The 16,476-nt window shown below is 62.1% G+C and carries 16 protein-coding genes and 3 tRNA genes; 4 read left to right on the forward strand and 15 right to left on the reverse strand.

All coding sequences use genetic code 11. The annotated features are described in order from the left end of the window. Positions 1 to 97: 97 nt before the first annotated feature. The 12 genes from rpoB to tuf all read right to left on the reverse strand — a co-directional run bounded on the left by rpoB (position 98) and on the right by tuf (position 12,673). Positions 98 to 4,234, reverse strand: coding sequence for a DNA-directed RNA polymerase subunit beta (gene rpoB, locus NKJ55_RS18020; protein WP_352451053.1), 4,137 nt, complete (start codon positions 4,232 to 4,234; stop codon positions 98 to 100). Between the two features lie 283 nt (positions 4,235 to 4,517). Next, on the reverse strand, positions 4,518 to 4,895 hold the full coding sequence (gene rplL, locus NKJ55_RS18025) for a 50S ribosomal protein L7/L12 (RefSeq protein ID WP_023680442.1): 378 nt from the start codon (positions 4,893 to 4,895) through the stop codon (positions 4,518 to 4,520). A gap of 54 nt (positions 4,896 to 4,949) precedes the next feature. Then, positions 4,950 to 5,468 (reverse strand): 50S ribosomal protein L10, encoded by a 519-nt coding sequence (rplJ, locus tag NKJ55_RS18030; RefSeq protein WP_352451054.1) that lies wholly within the window; start codon positions 5,466 to 5,468, stop codon positions 4,950 to 4,952. Positions 5,469 to 5,860: 392 nt separating this feature from the next. Continuing rightward, positions 5,861 to 6,559, reverse strand: a complete 699-nt coding sequence (rplA, locus tag NKJ55_RS18035; RefSeq protein WP_023680441.1) for a 50S ribosomal protein L1 — start codon at positions 6,557 to 6,559, stop codon at positions 5,861 to 5,863. Between the two features lie 4 nt (positions 6,560 to 6,563). Further along, a complete protein-coding gene (gene rplK, locus NKJ55_RS18040) occupies positions 6,564 to 6,992 on the reverse strand; it encodes a 50S ribosomal protein L11 (RefSeq protein ID WP_023680440.1) in 429 nt (142 codons plus the stop codon). Between the two features lie 160 nt (positions 6,993 to 7,152). Continuing rightward, on the reverse strand, positions 7,153 to 7,680 hold the full coding sequence (gene nusG / locus NKJ55_RS18045) for a transcription termination/antitermination protein NusG (RefSeq protein WP_006333333.1): 528 nt from the start codon (positions 7,678 to 7,680) through the stop codon (positions 7,153 to 7,155). A 27-nt stretch (positions 7,681 to 7,707) separates the two neighbouring features. Continuing rightward, positions 7,708 to 7,911: a preprotein translocase subunit SecE gene (gene secE, locus NKJ55_RS18050; RefSeq protein WP_023680439.1), complete on the reverse strand. Its 204-nt coding sequence runs from the start codon at positions 7,909 to 7,911 to the stop codon at positions 7,708 to 7,710. Positions 7,912 to 8,275: 364 nt separating this feature from the next. Beyond that, positions 8,276 to 8,351 (reverse strand) — tRNA-Trp (locus NKJ55_RS18055). 77 nt (positions 8,352 to 8,428) lie between these two features. After that, the gene (locus tag NKJ55_RS18060) at positions 8,429 to 8,944 is read right to left on the reverse strand and encodes a hypothetical protein (RefSeq protein WP_352451055.1); all 516 of its coding nucleotides are present in this window, start codon (positions 8,942 to 8,944) and stop codon (positions 8,429 to 8,431) included. A gap of 129 nt (positions 8,945 to 9,073) precedes the next feature. Then, positions 9,074 to 9,556 (reverse strand): group II truncated hemoglobin, encoded by a 483-nt coding sequence (locus NKJ55_RS18065; protein ID WP_352451056.1) that lies wholly within the window; start codon positions 9,554 to 9,556, stop codon positions 9,074 to 9,076. Positions 9,557 to 9,652: 96 nt separating this feature from the next. Next, positions 9,653 to 11,338: a COG3904 family protein gene (locus NKJ55_RS18070; protein ID WP_352451057.1), complete on the reverse strand. Its 1,686-nt coding sequence runs from the start codon at positions 11,336 to 11,338 to the stop codon at positions 9,653 to 9,655. Between the two features lie 159 nt (positions 11,339 to 11,497). Continuing rightward, a complete protein-coding gene (gene tuf, locus NKJ55_RS18075) occupies positions 11,498 to 12,673 on the reverse strand; it encodes an elongation factor Tu (RefSeq protein ID WP_254817137.1) in 1,176 nt (391 codons plus the stop codon). Positions 12,674 to 12,945: 272 nt separating this feature from the next. Between tuf and NKJ55_RS18080 the strand changes: the two genes are divergently transcribed. From NKJ55_RS18080 to NKJ55_RS18090, 3 genes are all read left to right on the forward strand, one after another. Further along, the gene (locus NKJ55_RS18080; RefSeq protein ID WP_352451058.1) at positions 12,946 to 13,833 is read left to right on the forward strand and encodes a DMT family transporter; all 888 of its coding nucleotides are present in this window, start codon (positions 12,946 to 12,948) and stop codon (positions 13,831 to 13,833) included. A gap of 33 nt (positions 13,834 to 13,866) precedes the next feature. Next, positions 13,867 to 14,316, forward strand: coding sequence for a GFA family protein (locus NKJ55_RS18085; RefSeq protein ID WP_352451059.1), 450 nt, complete (start codon positions 13,867 to 13,869; stop codon positions 14,314 to 14,316). Between the two features lie 106 nt (positions 14,317 to 14,422). Then, complete coding sequence (locus NKJ55_RS18090; protein WP_352451060.1) at positions 14,423 to 15,082, forward strand: peptidoglycan recognition protein family protein; 660 nt, start codon at positions 14,423 to 14,425, stop codon at positions 15,080 to 15,082. A 45-nt stretch (positions 15,083 to 15,127) separates the two neighbouring features. Here the strand turns inward: NKJ55_RS18090 and NKJ55_RS18095 are convergent, their stop codons facing one another. Then, on the reverse strand, positions 15,128 to 15,385 hold the full coding sequence (locus NKJ55_RS18095) for a GlsB/YeaQ/YmgE family stress response membrane protein (RefSeq protein ID WP_023717513.1): 258 nt from the start codon (positions 15,383 to 15,385) through the stop codon (positions 15,128 to 15,130). A gap of 159 nt (positions 15,386 to 15,544) precedes the next feature. Between NKJ55_RS18095 and NKJ55_RS18100 the strand changes: the two genes are divergently transcribed. Beyond that, a complete protein-coding gene (locus tag NKJ55_RS18100; protein WP_352451061.1) occupies positions 15,545 to 16,012 on the forward strand; it encodes a YidB family protein in 468 nt (155 codons plus the stop codon). A gap of 162 nt (positions 16,013 to 16,174) precedes the next feature. On the opposite strand, the gene NKJ55_RS18105 is transcribed toward NKJ55_RS18100, so the two are convergent. Beyond that, a tRNA-Gly gene (locus NKJ55_RS18105) sits at positions 16,175 to 16,248 on the reverse strand. A gap of 67 nt (positions 16,249 to 16,315) precedes the next feature. Further along, a tRNA-Tyr gene (locus NKJ55_RS18110) sits at positions 16,316 to 16,400 on the reverse strand. Positions 16,401 to 16,476 lie beyond the last annotated feature (76 nt).

The following is a 16,476-nucleotide window of genomic DNA, read 5'->3' on the forward strand; positions in this document are numbered from 1 at the left end:
TGCATCTAGCGCGGGCCAAACGCCCGCCGACTTGATCGGCCATCGGCCGAGAATTTGGTGCGTCCGGTCGCGGGAAGACCGCGGCCGGACGTCTTGCTTACTCGGCCGCGTCGGGCAGCCGGATCGGGTTGTCGTCGAGCTTGGTGTTCTCCAGCTCGACATTGAGGCCGAGAGACCGCATTTCCTTGACGAGAACGTTGAAGCTCTCGGGAATGCCGGCCTCGAAGGTGTCGTCGCCTCTGACGATCGCCTCGTAGACCTTGGTGCGGCCGGCGACGTCGTCCGACTTCACCGTCAGCATCTCCTGCAGCGTGTAGGCGGCGCCGTACGCTTCGAGCGCCCAGACCTCCATCTCGCCGAAGCGCTGGCCACCGAACTGCGCCTTGCCGCCCAGCGGCTGCTGGGTAACGAGCGAGTACGGCCCGATCGAACGCGCGTGGATCTTGTCGTCCACAAGGTGGTGAAGCTTGAGCATATATATGTAGCCCATCGTCACTTTGCGATCGAACGGCTCGCCGGTGCGCCCGTCATAGAGCTGCGACTGACCGCTGGTGTGCAGGCCCGCCTGCTCCAGCATGATGTTGATGTCGGCCTCGTGCGCGCCGTCGAACACCGGTGTCGCGATGGAGACGCCGCGGCGCATCTGCTCGCTGAGGCGAACGATGCTCTCGTCGTCATATTCGCGGACCGGCTCGTTGCGGTCGTTGGAAGGCATGAAGCTCTCGAGCGTCTTGCGCAGCGGCTTGATGTCGCCCGCCGTCTTGTACGCGTCGATCAGATCGCCGATCTTCTTGCCCATTCCGGCGCAGGCCCAGCCCAGGTGCGTTTCCAGGATCTGGCCGACATTCATGCGCGACGGCACACCCAGCGGGTTGAGCACGATATCGGCATGCGTGCCGTCCTCGAGGAAAGGCATGTCCTCGACCGGAACGATCCGCGACACGACACCCTTGTTGCCGTGCCGGCCGGCCATCTTGTCGCCGGGCTGCATCTTGCGCTTCACGGCCACGAAGACCTTGACCATCTTCATAACGCCCGGAGGCATCTCGTCGCCGCGCTGCACCTTCTCGACCTTGTCCATGAAGCGCTGCTCGAGCGCCTTCTTGGAATCGTCGTACTGGCCACGCAGGGCTTCCAGTTCGCTCTGGAGCTTTTCGTTCTCCACGGCAAACTGCCACCACTGCGAACGCGGATACTCGTCGAGCGTGTCCTTCGACAGCTTCGAGCCCTTCTTGAAGCCCTTCGGCCCGGCAATCGCTTCCTTGCCGACGAGAACGTCGGAAAGACGCGAATAGACGTTGCGGTCGAGGATCGCCTGCTCGTCGTCGCGGTCCTTGGCGAGGCGTTCGATCTCCTCGCGCTCGATCGCCATGGCGCGCTCGTCCTTCTCGACGCCGTGGCGGTTGAAGACACGCACTTCAACGACGGTGCCGAAGGTTCCCGGAGGCATGCGCATCGAGGTGTCGCGCACGTCCGAGGCCTTTTCACCGAAGATGGCGCGCAGCAGCTTTTCTTCCGGCGTCATCGGGCTTTCGCCCTTCGGCGTGATCTTGCCGACCAGGATGTCGCCCGGCTGCACTTCCGCACCGATGTAGACGATGCCGGCCTCATCGAGGTTCTTCAGCGCTTCTTCCGAGACGTTGGGAATGTCGCGCGTGATCTCCTCCGGCCCCAGCTTGGTGTCGCGGGCCATGACTTCGAACTCCTCGATGTGGATCGAGGTGAAGACGTCGTCGGCGACGATGCGCTCGGACAGGAGGATGGAATCCTCGTAGTTGTAGCCGTTCCACGGCATGAACGCGACCAGCACGTTACGGCCGAGGGCCAGATCGCCGAGCTCGGTCGACGGGCCGTCGGCGATGATGTCGCCCTTGTTGACCCGGTCGCCCATGCGCACCAGCGGACGCTGGTTGATGCAGGTGTTCTGGTTCGAACGCTGGAACTTCATCAGCCGGTAGATGTCGACGCCGGACTTGCCGGGATCGAGATCTTCCGTGGCGCGGATGACGATACGCGTCGCGTCCACCTGGTCGACGATGCCGCCGCGGCGGGCGCCGATAGCGGCGCCCGAGTCACGGGCGACGATTGGCTCCATGCCGGTGCCGACGAACGGCGCTTCGGCGCGCACCAGCGGCACGGCCTGACGCTGCATGTTCGAGCCCATCAGCGCACGGTTGGCGTCGTCGTTCTCGAGGAACGGGATCAGGGCCGCGGCCACCGACACCATCTGCTTCGGCGACACGTCCATCAGATCGACGTTTTCGCGCGGCGCCATCATCACTTCGCCGGCGTTGCGGCAAATGACGAATTCGTCGACGAAATGACCATTCTTGTCGAGCTCGGCATTGGCCTGCGCGACGTGGTGCTTGGCCTCTTCCATAGCCGACAGGTAAACGACTTCATTGGTCAGCTTGCCGTTGACGATCTTGCGGTACGGGCTCTCGATGAAGCCGTATTTGTTGACGCGCGCGAAGGTCGCAAGCGAGTTGATCAGGCCGATATTCGGTCCTTCCGGCGTCTCGATCGGGCAGATGCGGCCGTAATGCGTCGGGTGCACGTCGCGCACCTCGAAACCGGCACGCTCGCGGGTCAGACCGCCCGGTCCAAGCGCCGAAAGACGGCGCTTGTGGGTGATCTCCGACAGCGGGTTGGTCTGATCCATGAACTGCGACAGCTGCGAGGAACCGAAGAACTCGCGCACGGCGGCAGCCGCCGGCTTGGCGTTGATCAGGTCCTGCGGCATCACCGTATCGATCTCGATCGAGGACATACGTTCCTTGATCGCGCGCTCCATGCGCAGCAGGCCGACGCGGTACTGGTTCTCCATCAGCTCGCCGACCGAGCGCACGCGGCGGTTGCCGAGATTGTCGATGTCGTCGATCTCGCCCTTGCCGTCGCGCAGTTCGACCAGCGTCTTGACCACGGCCAGGATGTCGTCCTTGCGCAGCACGCGCACGGTATCCTCGGCCTTGAGCTCGAGGCGCATGTTCATCTTGACGCGGCCAACGGCCGACAGATCATAGCGCTCGCTGTCGAAGAACAGCGAGTTGAACATGGCTTCAGCGGTTTCCAGCGTCGGCGGCTCGCCGGGGCGCATGACGCGGTAGATGTCGAACAGCGCGTCCTGGCGGCTCTCGTTCTTGTCGACGTTGAGCGTGTTGCGGATGTAGGCGCCGACGTTGACGTGGTCGATGTCGAGGACCTTGATCTCATCGTCACCGGTGCCAAGCAGCACTTTCAGCGTCTTTTCGTCGATCTCGTCACCGGCTTCGAGGAAGATCTCGCCGGTCGCGTAGTTGACAATATCCTCGGCAAGGTAGTTGCCGAGCAGATCCTCGTCGGTCGCCTTGATCGCCTTGAGACCCTTTTCGCCAAGCGCCCTGGCCTGGCGGGCGGTGATCTTCTTGCCGGCCTCGACGACGACTTCGCCGGTGTCGGCGTCGACCAGGTCACCAACGGCCTTGAGGCCGCGGAAACGCTCGACGTTGAACGGGATGCGCCAATGGTCGCCGGCGCGCTTGTAGGTGATCTTGTTGTAGAAGGTCGACAGGATCTCTTCGCCGTCCATGCCGAGCGCCATCAGCAGCGACGTCACCGGAATCTTGCGGCGGCGATCGATGCGGGCATGCACGACGTCCTTGCTATCGAACTCGATGTCGAGCCACGAACCGCGATAGGGAATGACGCGCGCGGCAAACAGGAGCTTGCCGGACGAGTGCGACTTGCCCTTGTCATGGTCGAAGAAGACGCCCGGCGAACGGTGCATCTGCGAGACGATGACGCGCTCGGTGCCGTTGACGATGAAGGTGCCGTTCAAGGTCATGAGCGGCATGTCGCCCATGTAGACGTCCTGCTCCTTGATGTCCTTGATCGACTTGGCGCCGGTATCCTCGTCGATATCGAACACGATGAGGCGCAGCGTCACCTTGAGCGGCGCCGCATAGGTCAGGTCGCGCTGACGGCATTCGTCAACGTCGAATTTCGGTCCCTCGAACTCATACTTCACGAATTCCAGCATCGAGGAGCCGGAAAAATCGGAAATCGGGAAGACCGACTTGAAAACTGCCTGCAGTCCCTCGTCAGGACGCCCACCCTTGGGCTCCTCCACCATCAGGAACTGGTCATAGGATGCCTTCTGAACCTCGATCAGGTTCGGCATCTCCGCAACTTCCGGGATCTTTCCGAAAAACTTGCGTACGCGTCTGCGGCCATTGAAAGTCTGGGTCTGGGCCATCGTCGCTCCTTAGCTCAATTCTCGGGACGAGCCTCGCCGCGGCTCGCCTTGCATCTCGGGCCACCTTGGCGGCCCTGTCTTGTTGCCCGCCGCCTGTCGGCGGCTTCTTGTCTTTTCACCCGGCGCCAATTGGCGGCGGGCCAGAAACGGGAGAAAACCCGTTTCCTGAAGGCCGGTTTGCGGCCCTCAGGAAAGAGGTTTTCGCACTCTTCGCGTTACGCAGCCTCCCTTCGACGCGAAAGGAGTGGCGGACGGCGCGACGCCGTCCGCCGGTACTCAACGCTTACTTCAGTTCGACCTTGGCGCCGGCTGCTTCCAGCTGGGCCTTGAACTTGTCCGCGTCGGCCTTGGAAACGGCTTCCTTGACCGGCTTCGGAGCCGCCTCGACCAGGTCCTTGGCTTCCTTGAGGCCAAGACCGGTGATGGCGCGAACTTCCTTGATGACGTTGATCTTCTGAGCGCCTGCCTCGGTGAGGACGACGTCGAATTCCGTCTTTTCCTCGACCGGAGCAGCAGCGGCCGCAGCGCCGCCGGCAGCGGCAACCGCCACCGGAGCAGCGGCGGAAACGCCCCACTTTTCTTCAAGAAGCTTCGACAGCTCGGCCGCTTCGAGGACGGTCAGCTTCGAAAGGTCGTCTACGATCTTTGCCAGATCAGCCATTGCAATGTTCCTTCATAAGGTTCGAACGTGTGTTTGTGATAGCGAGGAACGGCCTCATGCCGCCTCGTCCTTCCGGGCGTAAGCGCCGATGACGCGCGCGACCGAAGCCGCAGGCGCATTGACGATCTGGGCGATCCGGGTTGCCGGCGTGGCGATCATGCCAACCAGCCTGGCGCGCAGCTCATCGAGCGACGGAAGTGTGGCGAGTGCCTTTACACCGTCGGCATTGAGCGAGGTGGTGCCCATTGCGCCGCCGAGAATGACGAGCTTGTCATTTCCCTTGGCGAAATCGGACGCGACCTTCGGCGCCGCAATCGGATCCTCCGAATAGGCGATCAGCGTCTGTCCCTTGAACAGCTCGATGATCGATGCGGAGTCCGTGCCCTGAAGAGCGATTTTGGCGAGACGGTTCTTCGCGACTTTGACGGTGCCACCGGCGGCGCGCATTTTCGACCGAAGGTCGTTCATTTGCGCGACGGTGATACCGGCGTAGTGGGCCACGACGACTGAACCAGCGCTTGAAAACGCACCATTCAGGCCCGTGACGAGTTCGCGTTTTTCCGCTCTGTCCACTGCCTATCTCCAGTTGACCCCTGCCCTCTACGAAGGACAGGCGTCGGGTTGCCTTTTGCCGGCCGGGCCATCCAGTAACGGATCTCCCGAACGACGCTCGAGGATCCTGCCCCCTTTCGCCACACCTGCCGGCAAGCCGGACGGTGCGCAGACAAAAGGCAAACACGGTTCGAACCTTTCATTGGAGCTTCTGGCTCCTTTGTCCGGTCTTCACCCGTCTCATGCAGGCCCACATGAATTAAGGCCCACATCACCTAAGGCTTGGGGGCCGCCTGCAATCTCGGACAGGATGTCCGGAAGCCTTTCGACTTCCGGTACCGGGCCGCCGACAGGTCGGAGGCCCGGAATTCTTTCACGGATCAGCGTTTTAGCGGCCGATCCAATTGTTCGTATCAGGACGCTGCGAGCGTCGAGACGTCGAGCTTGAGGCCCGGGCCCATGGTCGAGGTGACCGACACCTTCTTGACGTAGTTGCCCTTGGCACCAGCCGGCTTTGCCCTGGTCACCGCGTCAGCGAAGGCGCGGACGTTTTCTTCCAGCGCCTTGACGTCGAACGAGACCTTGCCGACGCCGGCGTGAACGATGCCGGCCTTCTCGACGCGGAACTCGACGGCGCCGCCCTTCGATGCCTTGACGGCGGCGGTAACGTCGGTGGTGACCGTGCCGACCTTCGGGTTCGGCATCATGCCGCGCGGACCGAGCACCTTGCCGAGACGGCCGACCAGCGGCATCATGTCCGGCGTGGCGATGCAGCGGTCGAAGTCGATCGTGCCCTTCTGGACGATGTCGACCAGATCCTCGGCTCCGACGATGTCGGCGCCGGCGGCCTTGGCCTCCTCGGCCTTGTCGCCACGCGCGAAGACGGCGACGCGAACGCTGCGGCCGGTGCCGTTCGGCAGGTTGACCACGCCGCGGACCATCTGGTCGGCATGGCGCGGGTCGACGCCGAGGTTCATCGCGACTTCGATCGTCTCGTCGAACTTCACCGAGGAGCGATCCTTGAGCAGCTTCAGCGCCTCACCCAAAGCGTAAGCCTTGTTGGGATCGATGCCTTCGCGGGTCTTCGATACACGCTTTGCAATCTTTGCCATGATCTCAGCCCACCACTTCCAGACCCATCGAGCGGGCGGAGCCCTCGACCATGCGCATGGCCGCCTCGACGTCGTTTGCGTTCAGATCCTTCATCTTCTGCTCGGCGATGGCGCGCACCTTGTCGCGGCCGATCGTGCCGGCCTTGACCTTGCCCGGCTCCTTCGAGCCCGACTTCAGGTTGGCAGCCTTCTTCAGGAAGTAGCTCACCGGCGGCGTCTTCATGACGAAGGTGAACGACTTGTCCTGGTAGTAGGTGATGACGACCGGAACCGGCGAGCCCTTTTCCATTTCCTGGGTCTGCGCGTTGAACGCCTTGCAGAACTCCATGATGTTGATGCCACGCTGACCAAGCGCCGGGCCGATCGGGGGCGACGGCGTGGCCGATCCCGCGGAAACCTGGAGCTTGAGCTGGCCTGCAATTTTCTTAGCCATCTCTCTTCCTGCCTTTTCTCATGCCGGTCTTGCCGGCGGTTGCAGTCTGGTGGTGCGGTCCGCGCGGCCGGCAAAAGCCGCATTCGCCTCCCACCCGTTTTTGGCCGCGCGATCTCCGCGCCGCCTTCCCTGCCGCCGAAACCGGTGCAGGGATTTCGGATCAGCCCTTCTCGACCTGTCCGAATTCCAGATCGACCGGCACGGCGCGCCCGAAGATCGAAACTTCCACCTTGAGCCGCGCCCGCTCCTCGTCCACTTCCTGGACGAAACCGTTGAACGACGCGAATGGTCCATCCGAAACGCGGATCGCTTCGCCGATCTCGAACGTCACCGACGGCTTCGGCCGCTCGACGCCTTCCTGAACCTGGTTCAGGATACGCTGGGCCTCGGCTTCGGTGATCGGCACCGGCTTGGAGTCGCCCAGGAAACCGGTGACCTTCGGCGTGTTCTTGACGAGCGAGAACACGGCGTCGGTCAGATTGGCTTTCAGCAGCACATAGCCCGGAAAGAACTTGCGCTCGGCATCGACCTTGCGGCCGCGGCGGATCTCGACGACCTTCTCGGTCGGCACCACGATCTGCTCGATGTCGGCGGACAGGCCCTTCTGCTTGGCCTTGTTCTCAATGTCCTCGGCGACCTTCTTTTCAAAGTTCGAGTAGGCGTGGACGATGTACCACCGCGCGGTCATTTCAAGACTTCTCCGTAATCGCCGGACTTACTGTCCGAGGCCGAGGATTTTTTCGACCGCAAAGCCCATGGCCACGTCTGCGGTAAAGAAAAAGATCATCGCGATGACCGCGAACACAAGGACCATCACCGTCGAGATCATCGTTTCGCGCCGCGACGGCCAAGTGACCTTGGCGGTCTCCGCGCGAACCTGCTGGAGAAAGGTGAAGGGATTTGTGGTTTTCGAAGCCATATGCCGCTCTGTCTGCAAGACCCGTTGGCCGGGCCTCCTGGATGATCCCGCTGGCCGGGACGTGCCGCTTGAGCGTGCGTTCGCGCCGAATCAGCGCAATCATTTCGCCCATGCAAATCAGACGCGTAAAGCCGGCTTCCCAGCTCCACGCGTCGCGTGTCTGTCTCGTCTACATAAAACCGATTCTTGATCCACGCAAGTGGCAAGTGTCCGCTTTATGGCCAAACGCCGCCTCGGAACCATCCAGTCGTCCCGTCCCGGCTATGCGGCCCTTATGCCGCAACTTGTGCTATATGGCAAGTCACAAGCCGATTTTCAAAGGCGGCACTGCAAAAGAATCGTTTTTAGGTATCCATTCAAAGAATGGCACGGGCAGCAGGGCTCGAACCTACGACCTGCGGTTTTGGAGACCGCCGCTCTACCAACTGAGCTATGCCCGTATGCGCATGTCGGCGCAGCAGGCGCTTCCTAAAAGCTTCCGCGCGCTCTGTAAAGAGCGACGTGCGCTACCCGGCCTTCATCTTCGAAAGTCCAGGCGTCCTCCCGGCCATTTCCCGTCGATCCGTTGATTGCTGACGATCAAGCCGACCCAGGGACGCACGATTTCCGGGTCGGTCAGATTGATGTATTTTCCCACCAGCCCTTTCGCACCCTGGCGCCGGGCATCGATGAGCCCCTTGCGCACGCCATTATGCCAATCGAACAGCAGGTAAACTCTCTCTCCCGCCGTCTTCACCTCGCCCCGGCCGGACTTCCATTTATCCTTGGTATCGCCCGGGATCGTGGGATCAGCACCGCCGTTCCATCGGCTGGACCAGCTGCCTTCGATGGTGTCGTTGCGGTCGCGGTCGCTTTCGGTGCCCCAGGCCTCGGCATTTTCATCGCTTGGAGTTCCCTCCAGTTTCACGCCGGCGGCGAACGCCGACACCTCCTCGTCGTCGGGAGTGGGGACGTCCATGAAGCCAAACGGATTTCGGATTCCGCGGTTGCTGTCAAAGACGCCGTCTGAATTTTTCTTGCCTTCCGATCTCATCGCAAAGCCTCCGGTTTTCAATGTGGCCCCGCCATTCGACGGCGACTTTAGACCGTTAGCCTGGAGGACCGAGACCTCCATAGCCACCCGTTTTCCTGGCCGGCAGGCTTTCGACCGATTCGCGCGCGGTCAGGTTCCCGAAGGCGGCTTGTAGGGGCCACCCGGCACCCCCCAGCCCCAGGCCGGCATTGGTTCCGTCTCGGGGTCGCAGGTCGGGCCCTTGTTGGAGTTCATCTTGGCCAGCCGCGATCCCCATTCGACATAGGCCATGAAAGCCGAGCGGAATTCGGGATCGTCAGGCAGGCCGACCTCGTCGGCGGCGTCGGCGAGAAGGTTGATCCAGCGCCGGCGCTGCTCCTCGGTCAGATGCTTGCCGAGATGATGCATCACCATCTCGCGATGGCCGCCATGCTTTTCGCTGTAGGTTTTGGGTCCACCGAAAACTTCGCCGATGAAGGCCGCGACGTGAGCGGGATGATCCGGCGACATGTGCTTGAACACCGGCCCGACGATGGGGTCCCGAGAGACGTTGTCGTAGAAGGTTTGGGTCAGGCGGTTCAGCGCTTCGGAGCCGCCGGCCCATTCGAACAATGTCGGGACATCCTGGCTCATTCGCGATCCCTCCCATGTTGGACTTCAACCGCGCTGGACGATAGCGGAAACACCGAGCGCCGCTCAACCTGCCTCGATGGGCAGTGCAAGGTTGCGCTAAAGCTTCGCCGGCGTCTCTGCCTCGGCGCTGGCGGACGGCAGAACGCGGCAGTTGTCGGGCTTCGGCGACGGCTTGCAGATGGTGGCGCCCGTCAGCGCGTCCACCGATTGCGGCCCCGTCGTCAGTCCAACCTTCAGCATTAGGTCGGGTTCGAGCTGGCGCTCGACCGAGCGCTGCTCGAGCGCGGCGAATAGACCGGGACCAATCGCCATGTCCTCGAGATAGGGCTTAATTATCTGCTGCTGTCCCATCAGGTACATGCCGAGCCGCGCTTGCGGACCGACAAACCGTCTGACGCCGCCGGCAAGCATGAGCGCGCACGCCGAATCGCATACCGCTCCCGAATCGACGGTCAGGCCGGCATAGGCGCCCTCTTTAGCCAAGCAACTCCACTCTCCCGGGTCGCAGCCAACAAAATCGGTGCGGGCGACGGCGATGTCGAGCTTCTTTTCGTGGATAAGTCGCCCCACCGCCAGAGCACTGAACAGGTCGCCTCCTTGTGAGCTGACCACCACCGGCAGCCGTCGGTTGCCAAGCATGGCGAGCAACTGGCGCAGCTTCTGCGGGGTCTGAGGCGCAATCGCGCCTTCGGCCGAGATCCATTCCGGGCAGTTTGGATTGCACAGCGGGTTGCTGCCGCGGACCAGGACGAAGCGCATGTCTGCGACCTCCTTCGGCCGCGGGGTTTCGAGCCCTGCGGGTGCAGGCTCGGCTTTCGCCACCACTTCGCCGGCCGGCTTCGTGATATTCGCCGGCGCCGGCACCTCCCTGCAACTCGCCGGCAACGGATCGGACGTGCATAGGATTGGCGCGGTCAGCAGGTCGACGGCATCCCGGCTGGTGACGAGATTCATTTGCAGCATGTCGTAGGGAGCCAATTGCTGGATACCGCTGGCCGGTGTGCTTTTCATGGTCTCGAGCACACCCAGGCCGACGCCCATCTCCTTCAGATAGGCCGCCAGCTTCCGCTCCAGCGGCTTGTTCATCTCATAGGTCTTGTAGCTGCCGGCGTTCTTCCGGCTGACGACCTTGGTGCTGAGAATCTTCTTCTTGCCCTTCACCATGCGGTAGGTGGTGCGGTACAGCAATTTCGTCCGGATATAGGTCGTGGTGATCTGATGGACGCCGAGAAAGGCCCACTCCCCGACCACGCGCCGGATGCCGCCGGAAAACATCAACGGACAGGCGGAATTGCAGATGGCGCCATCGGCATAAGCATTGCCAAAATAACGGGCGCTCTTGCCGTCGTTTTCCTTGCAGTTCTTCACATCTGGCAGACAGCCGACGAAGCGGGTTTTGCCGACGGCGATATCGAGCTTGTTCTTGCGGATCAGGCGACCAAGTGTCAGCGCCGCTTCGACATTGCCGCCGGGGGAATCGACGACGATCGGCAGCTTTCGGCCGCCAAGCGCTTTCAGCGCGCGTTTGAACAGGGCCGGCGTGCCGGCTTCTATCGAGCCTTCCGCCGATATCCATTCCGGACAGGTCGGCTCGCAGCCCGGCGCGCTGCTGCGCACGACGACGAACCGCATCGTCGGGCCGAAATCCGGCGCGGATTTTTCCGGCGTGGATTTCTTTGCATCCGCTGCGAAGGCAGCGTGGCCCATGGCAAGCAACGACACCAGGCAGATCAGCCCTAGCGACCACCATGCCTGACTATGCAAACGGCGCCATGGAACCATTCGGGCAGCCCCCCTCGATGCAACCTATACTAGTTATGGCAGAGGCGCTTGCAACAGGATTTGAAGCAATGCGGTTAATCCATTGCCAGAATATCAGAATCAAAAGGGCGGCCCGAAGACCGCCCCTTTGCATCCGATCTCAACCGGCAGCGCCGGCGACTACTCTTTGATGGTGACGACGATGCCGGCACCGACGGTGCGGCCGCCTTCACGGATGGCGAAGCGCAGCTTCTCTTCCATGGCGATCGGCACGATCAGCTCGACATCGACGGTGATGTTGTCGCCCGGCATCACCATCTCGGTGCCTTCCGGCAGCGACACGATGCCGGTCACGTCCGTCGTGCGGAAATAGAACTGCGGACGGTAGTTGGTGAAGAACGGCGTGTGGCGGCCGCCCTCGTCCTTGGTCAGGATGTAGGCTTCGGCAACGAATTTCTTGTGCGGCTTGACGGTGCCGGGCTTGGCCAGGACCTGGCCGCGCTCGACGCCTTCACGGTCGACACCGCGCAGCAGCGCGCCGATGTTGTCGCCGGCCTGGCCCTGGTCGAGCAGCTTGCGGAACATCTCGACGCCCGTGCAGGTCGTCTTGGTGGTCGGACGGATGCCGACGATCTCCAGCTCCTCGCCGACCTTGACGACGCCGCGCTCGACGCGGCCGGTCACAACCGTGCCACGGCCCGAGATCGAGAACACGTCCTCGATCGGCATCAGGAACGGCTTGTCGAGCGGACGAACCGGCGTCGGAATGTAGGCATCGACCGCAGCCATCAGTTCGCGGATGGCGTCCTCGCCGATCTTCTTGTCGGAATCTTCAAGGGCGGCAAGCGCCGAACCCTTGACGATCGGAATGTCGTCGCCGGGGAACTCGTTCTTGGTCAAAAGCTCACGCACCTCGAGCTCGACCAGCTCGAGCAGCTCGGCGTCGTCGACCTGGTCGACCTTGTTCAAGAACACCACGATCGAGGGCACGCCGACCTGGCGGGCCAAAAGGATGTGCTCGCGGGTCTGCGGCATCGGGCCGTCGGCGGCCGACACCACCAGGATCGCGCCGTCCATCTGCGCGGCACCGGTGATCATGTTCTTCACATAGTCGGCGTGGCCGGGGCAGTCGACATGGGCATAGTGGCGGTTGGCGGTCTCGTATTCGACGTGCGCCGTCGAAATGGTGATGCCGCGCGCCTTCTCTTCCGGCGCCGCATCGATCTGGTCGTAGCGCTTGTATTCGCCAAAATACTTGGTGATCGCCGCCGTCAGCGACGTCTTGCCATGGTCGACGTGACCGATCGTGCCAATGTTCACATGAGGCTTAGTGCGCTCGAATTTACCTTTTGCCATAGTCTCTTTCCTTGGACGGCCTGGGGACGGCCTGGACCTTCAGTTCAGTCGAATGCGGGGCGATTAGCGACTAAGGCCGAAAAACACAAGTGCCTTGTCGCCGAGCGCGCTCGCCCGGCCCGAACGCGTGATTCGGTTTCGGAGAATGTGGCGCGGATATAGGAACGAACAAGGGCAAATGGAATGATTGCGGCTGCGGCTGACGGCTTTGACGGATTTACAGCCGGATCTGGCCCATTGCCGCCCTGGCGCCGGTCTGATTTCGTGGGCCGATGCATTTCATCCCGACTGCCATACGAGGCCCGCTGTTCATGGTCGTTTCGACCGGGTCCTACATCGTCAACGACACGATGATGAAGCTAGCAACCGCGGGACTGCCGCCCTATGAGGTGCTGTTCCTGCGCGGCGCTGCGGCAACATTGTGGGGCATTCCGCTGCTGTTCATGCTGGGCTATGGCAAGCAGATCCCGCTGATCCTCGACGCCAAGGTTTTGCGCAGGAACATGCTCGAACTGGGTGCGATCCTTTGCTACGTGGTGGCGCTCGCCAACATGCAGATCGCCGATTCGACCGCGCTCGGACAGATCACGCCCTTGCTGATGCTGGTCGGCTCATCGATGCTGTTTGGCGAACGGATCGGCGGGGTACGCCTGGCGCTGATCGGGCTCGGCTTTGTCGGCGCGGTGATGGTGGCACAACCGACAATGCAGGGGATTTCGGTCTACGCCGTGCTGGCGCTAGGCAATGCCGCCCTGTCCGCGGCGCGCGATCTGGCCGGACGCAAGGTCGCCGCCGACGTGCCGGGAATGGTCGTAGCTATTTCCGCGGTGATTGTCGTGCTCGCGGGCGCCGGCGTTGCGCATCTGGTTTCCGAGCAGTGGGTGGTGCCTGAAATCCGTCACCTGCTGCTGATGGGCGGCGCCGGACTGTTCCTGATCTTCGGCCACTTCTTCATCTTCATGGCCTATCGCGTCGGGCCGACCAGCGTGGTAGCGCCGTTCTACTATTGCTTTACCGTCTGGGCGGTGATTTCAGGCCTGGTGGTATTCCGGCAGCTCCCGAATGCGCTGGCCGTCTGCGGCATCCTGCTGGTGGTGGCCAGCGGGTTGACCATCGTCTCGCTCGACGAGCGCAAGCGCCGGTTGACCGTCGTCGCTTGAAACTGAAATCGGCCTGCATAATGGGAGGAGCGCGTGGCAAGCCCGGATGACAACCAGAATTCACGCAACCGCAGGCTTATCGGAAAGTGCCTGTGCGGCGCCGTTCAGTACACGGTGGCGGACGCGTTCGTCTATGCCGCGAACTGCCACTGCTCGAACTGCCGGCGCACCACCGGCTCGGCCTTCAAGCCATTCGCCGGCATCGAGCGCGACAGGCTGAGCCTGACCGGGGGCGAGGACAATCTCATGATCTTCGGCGACGAAACCGGCCATGACGCGCACTGCAAGACTTGCGGCTCGTTGCTCTATTCGGTGGTCCGCGACGGTGCCTTCGTGCATGTCGCCATGGGAAGCCTCGTCGACGAGCCGACCATCCGCCCGACGCAGCACATCTTCGTCGGCTCCAAGGCGAAGTGGTTCACGATCACCGACGATCTGCCGCAATACAGAGAACACGCGGCCGCCGGAGATGCCGGCGAATAGCTGACCGTTAGAAAACGCTCAACCAAATTATCGTTTCGTTTTCGCGTCCGCCGCCAAGGAAACTATACTGTGCTCCGTCACTGAACCTATGTCGCGGGGGATTTCTGTGGCATTGCCGCCCGACTGGTTGCCCAATGTTGCGATGAAGCGCGTCATTTGCCACTGGACGGCCGGCTCGCATTCGGCCGGCGATACCGACAGGGATGCGTATCACATACTGGTCGAGGGGAATGGCCGCCTGGTCAGGGGCCGGCCTTCGATCGCGCTCAATTCAGGCCGGGTAAAACCGGGATATGCCGCGCACACGCTCAACTGCAACGGCGGCTCGATCGGGGTTTCGCTCTGCTGCATGGCCGGGGCGGAGCAAAGGCCGTTCGATGCCGGCCGCTATCCGATGACCAGGGCGCAGTGGGACGCGATGGCCGCCGTCGTCGCCGAACTCTGCAAATACTACCGCATCAAGGTCACGCCCAAAACGGTGCTGTCGCATGCCGAAGTCGAGAGTAATCTCGGCATCGAGCAGCGCGGAAAATGGGATTTCACCCGGCTGCCCTTCGATCCGACGATCAGCGGCGCAAGCGCCTGTGGCGAGCGGCTGCGCCGCGACGTGACGGTGGCAATGGGCGCGATGCCAAATCTACCGGTGAGGATTGGGCGCGATGCGGTATGGCAGCGATTGCTCGAGGAATTATGGCCGATCATGGTGAGAGGGCTGGAAGCCGGCCTCAACACGCTGATCCGCGAAATCCTCAAAAGGATCAGATAGGCGGTCGGCATTCGGGTGAATGCCGACGCAACTGCCGGACGGCTTCTACAGAGCCCTCTTGCCGCTGAACTGATGATAGGCCCACAGGACAACCACCGCACCGACCACGGCGACGATCAGGCTATAGATGTTGAGCCCGGTAACGCCCGACGCGCCAAAGGCGCTGAAGATGAGCCCGCCGACGATGGCCCCGACAATCCCGAGCACGATGTCGAGCACCAGGCCTTGCCCGCTTTTATTGACGATCTTGCTGCCTATGAAGCCGGCGATGACGCCGAGAATAATCCAGCTTAATATTGACATTTTTCCTCTCCGTTCCCCGCGCCCGATTACTTCCACATTATTAAGCAAAGCTCAAGCCAACTTGAAAATCATGATTACGGAAAGCTCAAACCGGCTTGAAATTCGCCATGGATGCGTCATTGTTGGAGACGGACGGGCAATTTGACATGGAGATCCACAATGGGACTGTTTGACAATGCCGTTCCCGGCGGCAACGTCGCCAAGCCGCTGATGATCGCGCTCGGCGCACTTTTGGTGGGAAAAATGCTGAGCGGTGGAAGTTCCGCCCAGACGGAGGCAGCGCAAAGCCCTGCCCCCGTCCCGCCCGATACAACCACATCCGCCGATGGCGGCCTGCTCGGCGGTCTGGGCGGCCTGCTCGACAAACTGAAGGACGCCGGCCACGGCAACGTTGCCAATTCGTGGGTCGGTACCGGTCAGAACCAGCCGATCAACCCCAGCGATCTGGGCAGTGCTCTCGGGCCACAAATCATCCAGGAGATCGCGCAAAGGACGGGCCTGAACCAGCAGGACCTGCTCAAGCAGCTATCCGCAGCCTTGCCAGGGCTTGTCGACCAGTTGACGCCGAACGGGCAAGTGCCGCAGCAGAACCAGCTCGCGTCCATATTCAGCAAATTCGCGAGCTGACGCCTGTCGCCCAACGCCGCCTGCGGTTCGGGACAACGATAACACAGATTAAGATGCGCGTCCGTCTGGACGCGCAACGAATACTTTGAACTATCGGCAAAGCGCTTCGCTTGGGGCTGCCTTCGGCATCGTGCGCGAGGTGCGCCGCGGCTGGGGGAAATCTGGAGCGGGTAGCGGGAATCGAACCCGCATATTCAGCTTGGAAGGCTGCTGCTCTACCACTGAGCTATACCCGCGCCTTTCAGTCAAGCATCGGATCCGCTCCGACGCTCGCTCTGCGTTTCAGGGCTTCCGGGCCGGCAGTGGTGGAGAGGGTTGGATTTGAACCAACGTAGGCATAGCCAACGGATTTACAGTCCGTCCCCTTTAACCACTCGGGCACCTCTCCAGTCTGCCGCCGGAGCCATGCAACGAGGCATCGACGCGTCGCGGCTGCCTGAGCAGCCCTTCCGCGAAGCGCCTTA

The organism is Mesorhizobium sp. M0106 (genome assembly GCF_040322715.1).
Lineage (GTDB): Bacteria > Pseudomonadota > Alphaproteobacteria > Rhizobiales > Rhizobiaceae > Mesorhizobium.

Coding starts and splice junctions, on each gene's coding strand:
- rpoB (WP_352451053.1), bottom strand. CDS start 4,234: ATGGCCCAGACCCAGACTTTCAATGGCCGCAGACGCGTACGCAAGTTT.
- rplL (WP_023680442.1), bottom strand. CDS start 4,895: ATGGCTGATCTGGCAAAGATCGTAGACGACCTTTCGAAGCTGACCGTC.
- rplA (WP_023680441.1), bottom strand. CDS start 6,559: ATGGCAAAGATTGCAAAGCGTGTATCGAAGACCCGCGAAGGCATCGAT.
- rplK (WP_023680440.1), bottom strand. CDS start 6,992: ATGGCTAAGAAAATTGCAGGCCAGCTCAAGCTCCAGGTTTCCGCGGGA.
- nusG (WP_006333333.1), bottom strand. CDS start 7,680: ATGACCGCGCGGTGGTACATCGTCCACGCCTACTCGAACTTTGAAAAG.
- secE (WP_023680439.1), bottom strand. CDS start 7,911: ATGGCTTCGAAAACCACAAATCCCTTCACCTTTCTCCAGCAGGTTCGC.
- NKJ55_RS18060 (WP_352451055.1), bottom strand. CDS start 8,944: ATGAGATCGGAAGGCAAGAAAAATTCAGACGGCGTCTTTGACAGCAAC.
- NKJ55_RS18065 (WP_352451056.1), bottom strand. CDS start 9,556: ATGAGCCAGGATGTCCCGACATTGTTCGAATGGGCCGGCGGCTCCGAA.
- NKJ55_RS18070 (WP_352451057.1), bottom strand. CDS start 11,338: ATGGTTCCATGGCGCCGTTTGCATAGTCAGGCATGGTGGTCGCTAGGG.
- tuf (WP_254817137.1), bottom strand. CDS start 12,673: ATGGCAAAAGGTAAATTCGAGCGCACTAAGCCTCATGTGAACATTGGC.
- NKJ55_RS18080 (WP_352451058.1), top strand. CDS start 12,946: ATGCATTTCATCCCGACTGCCATACGAGGCCCGCTGTTCATGGTCGTT.
- NKJ55_RS18095 (WP_023717513.1), bottom strand. CDS start 15,385: ATGTCAATATTAAGCTGGATTATTCTCGGCGTCATCGCCGGCTTCATA.
- NKJ55_RS18100 (WP_352451061.1), top strand. CDS start 15,545: ATGGGACTGTTTGACAATGCCGTTCCCGGCGGCAACGTCGCCAAGCCG.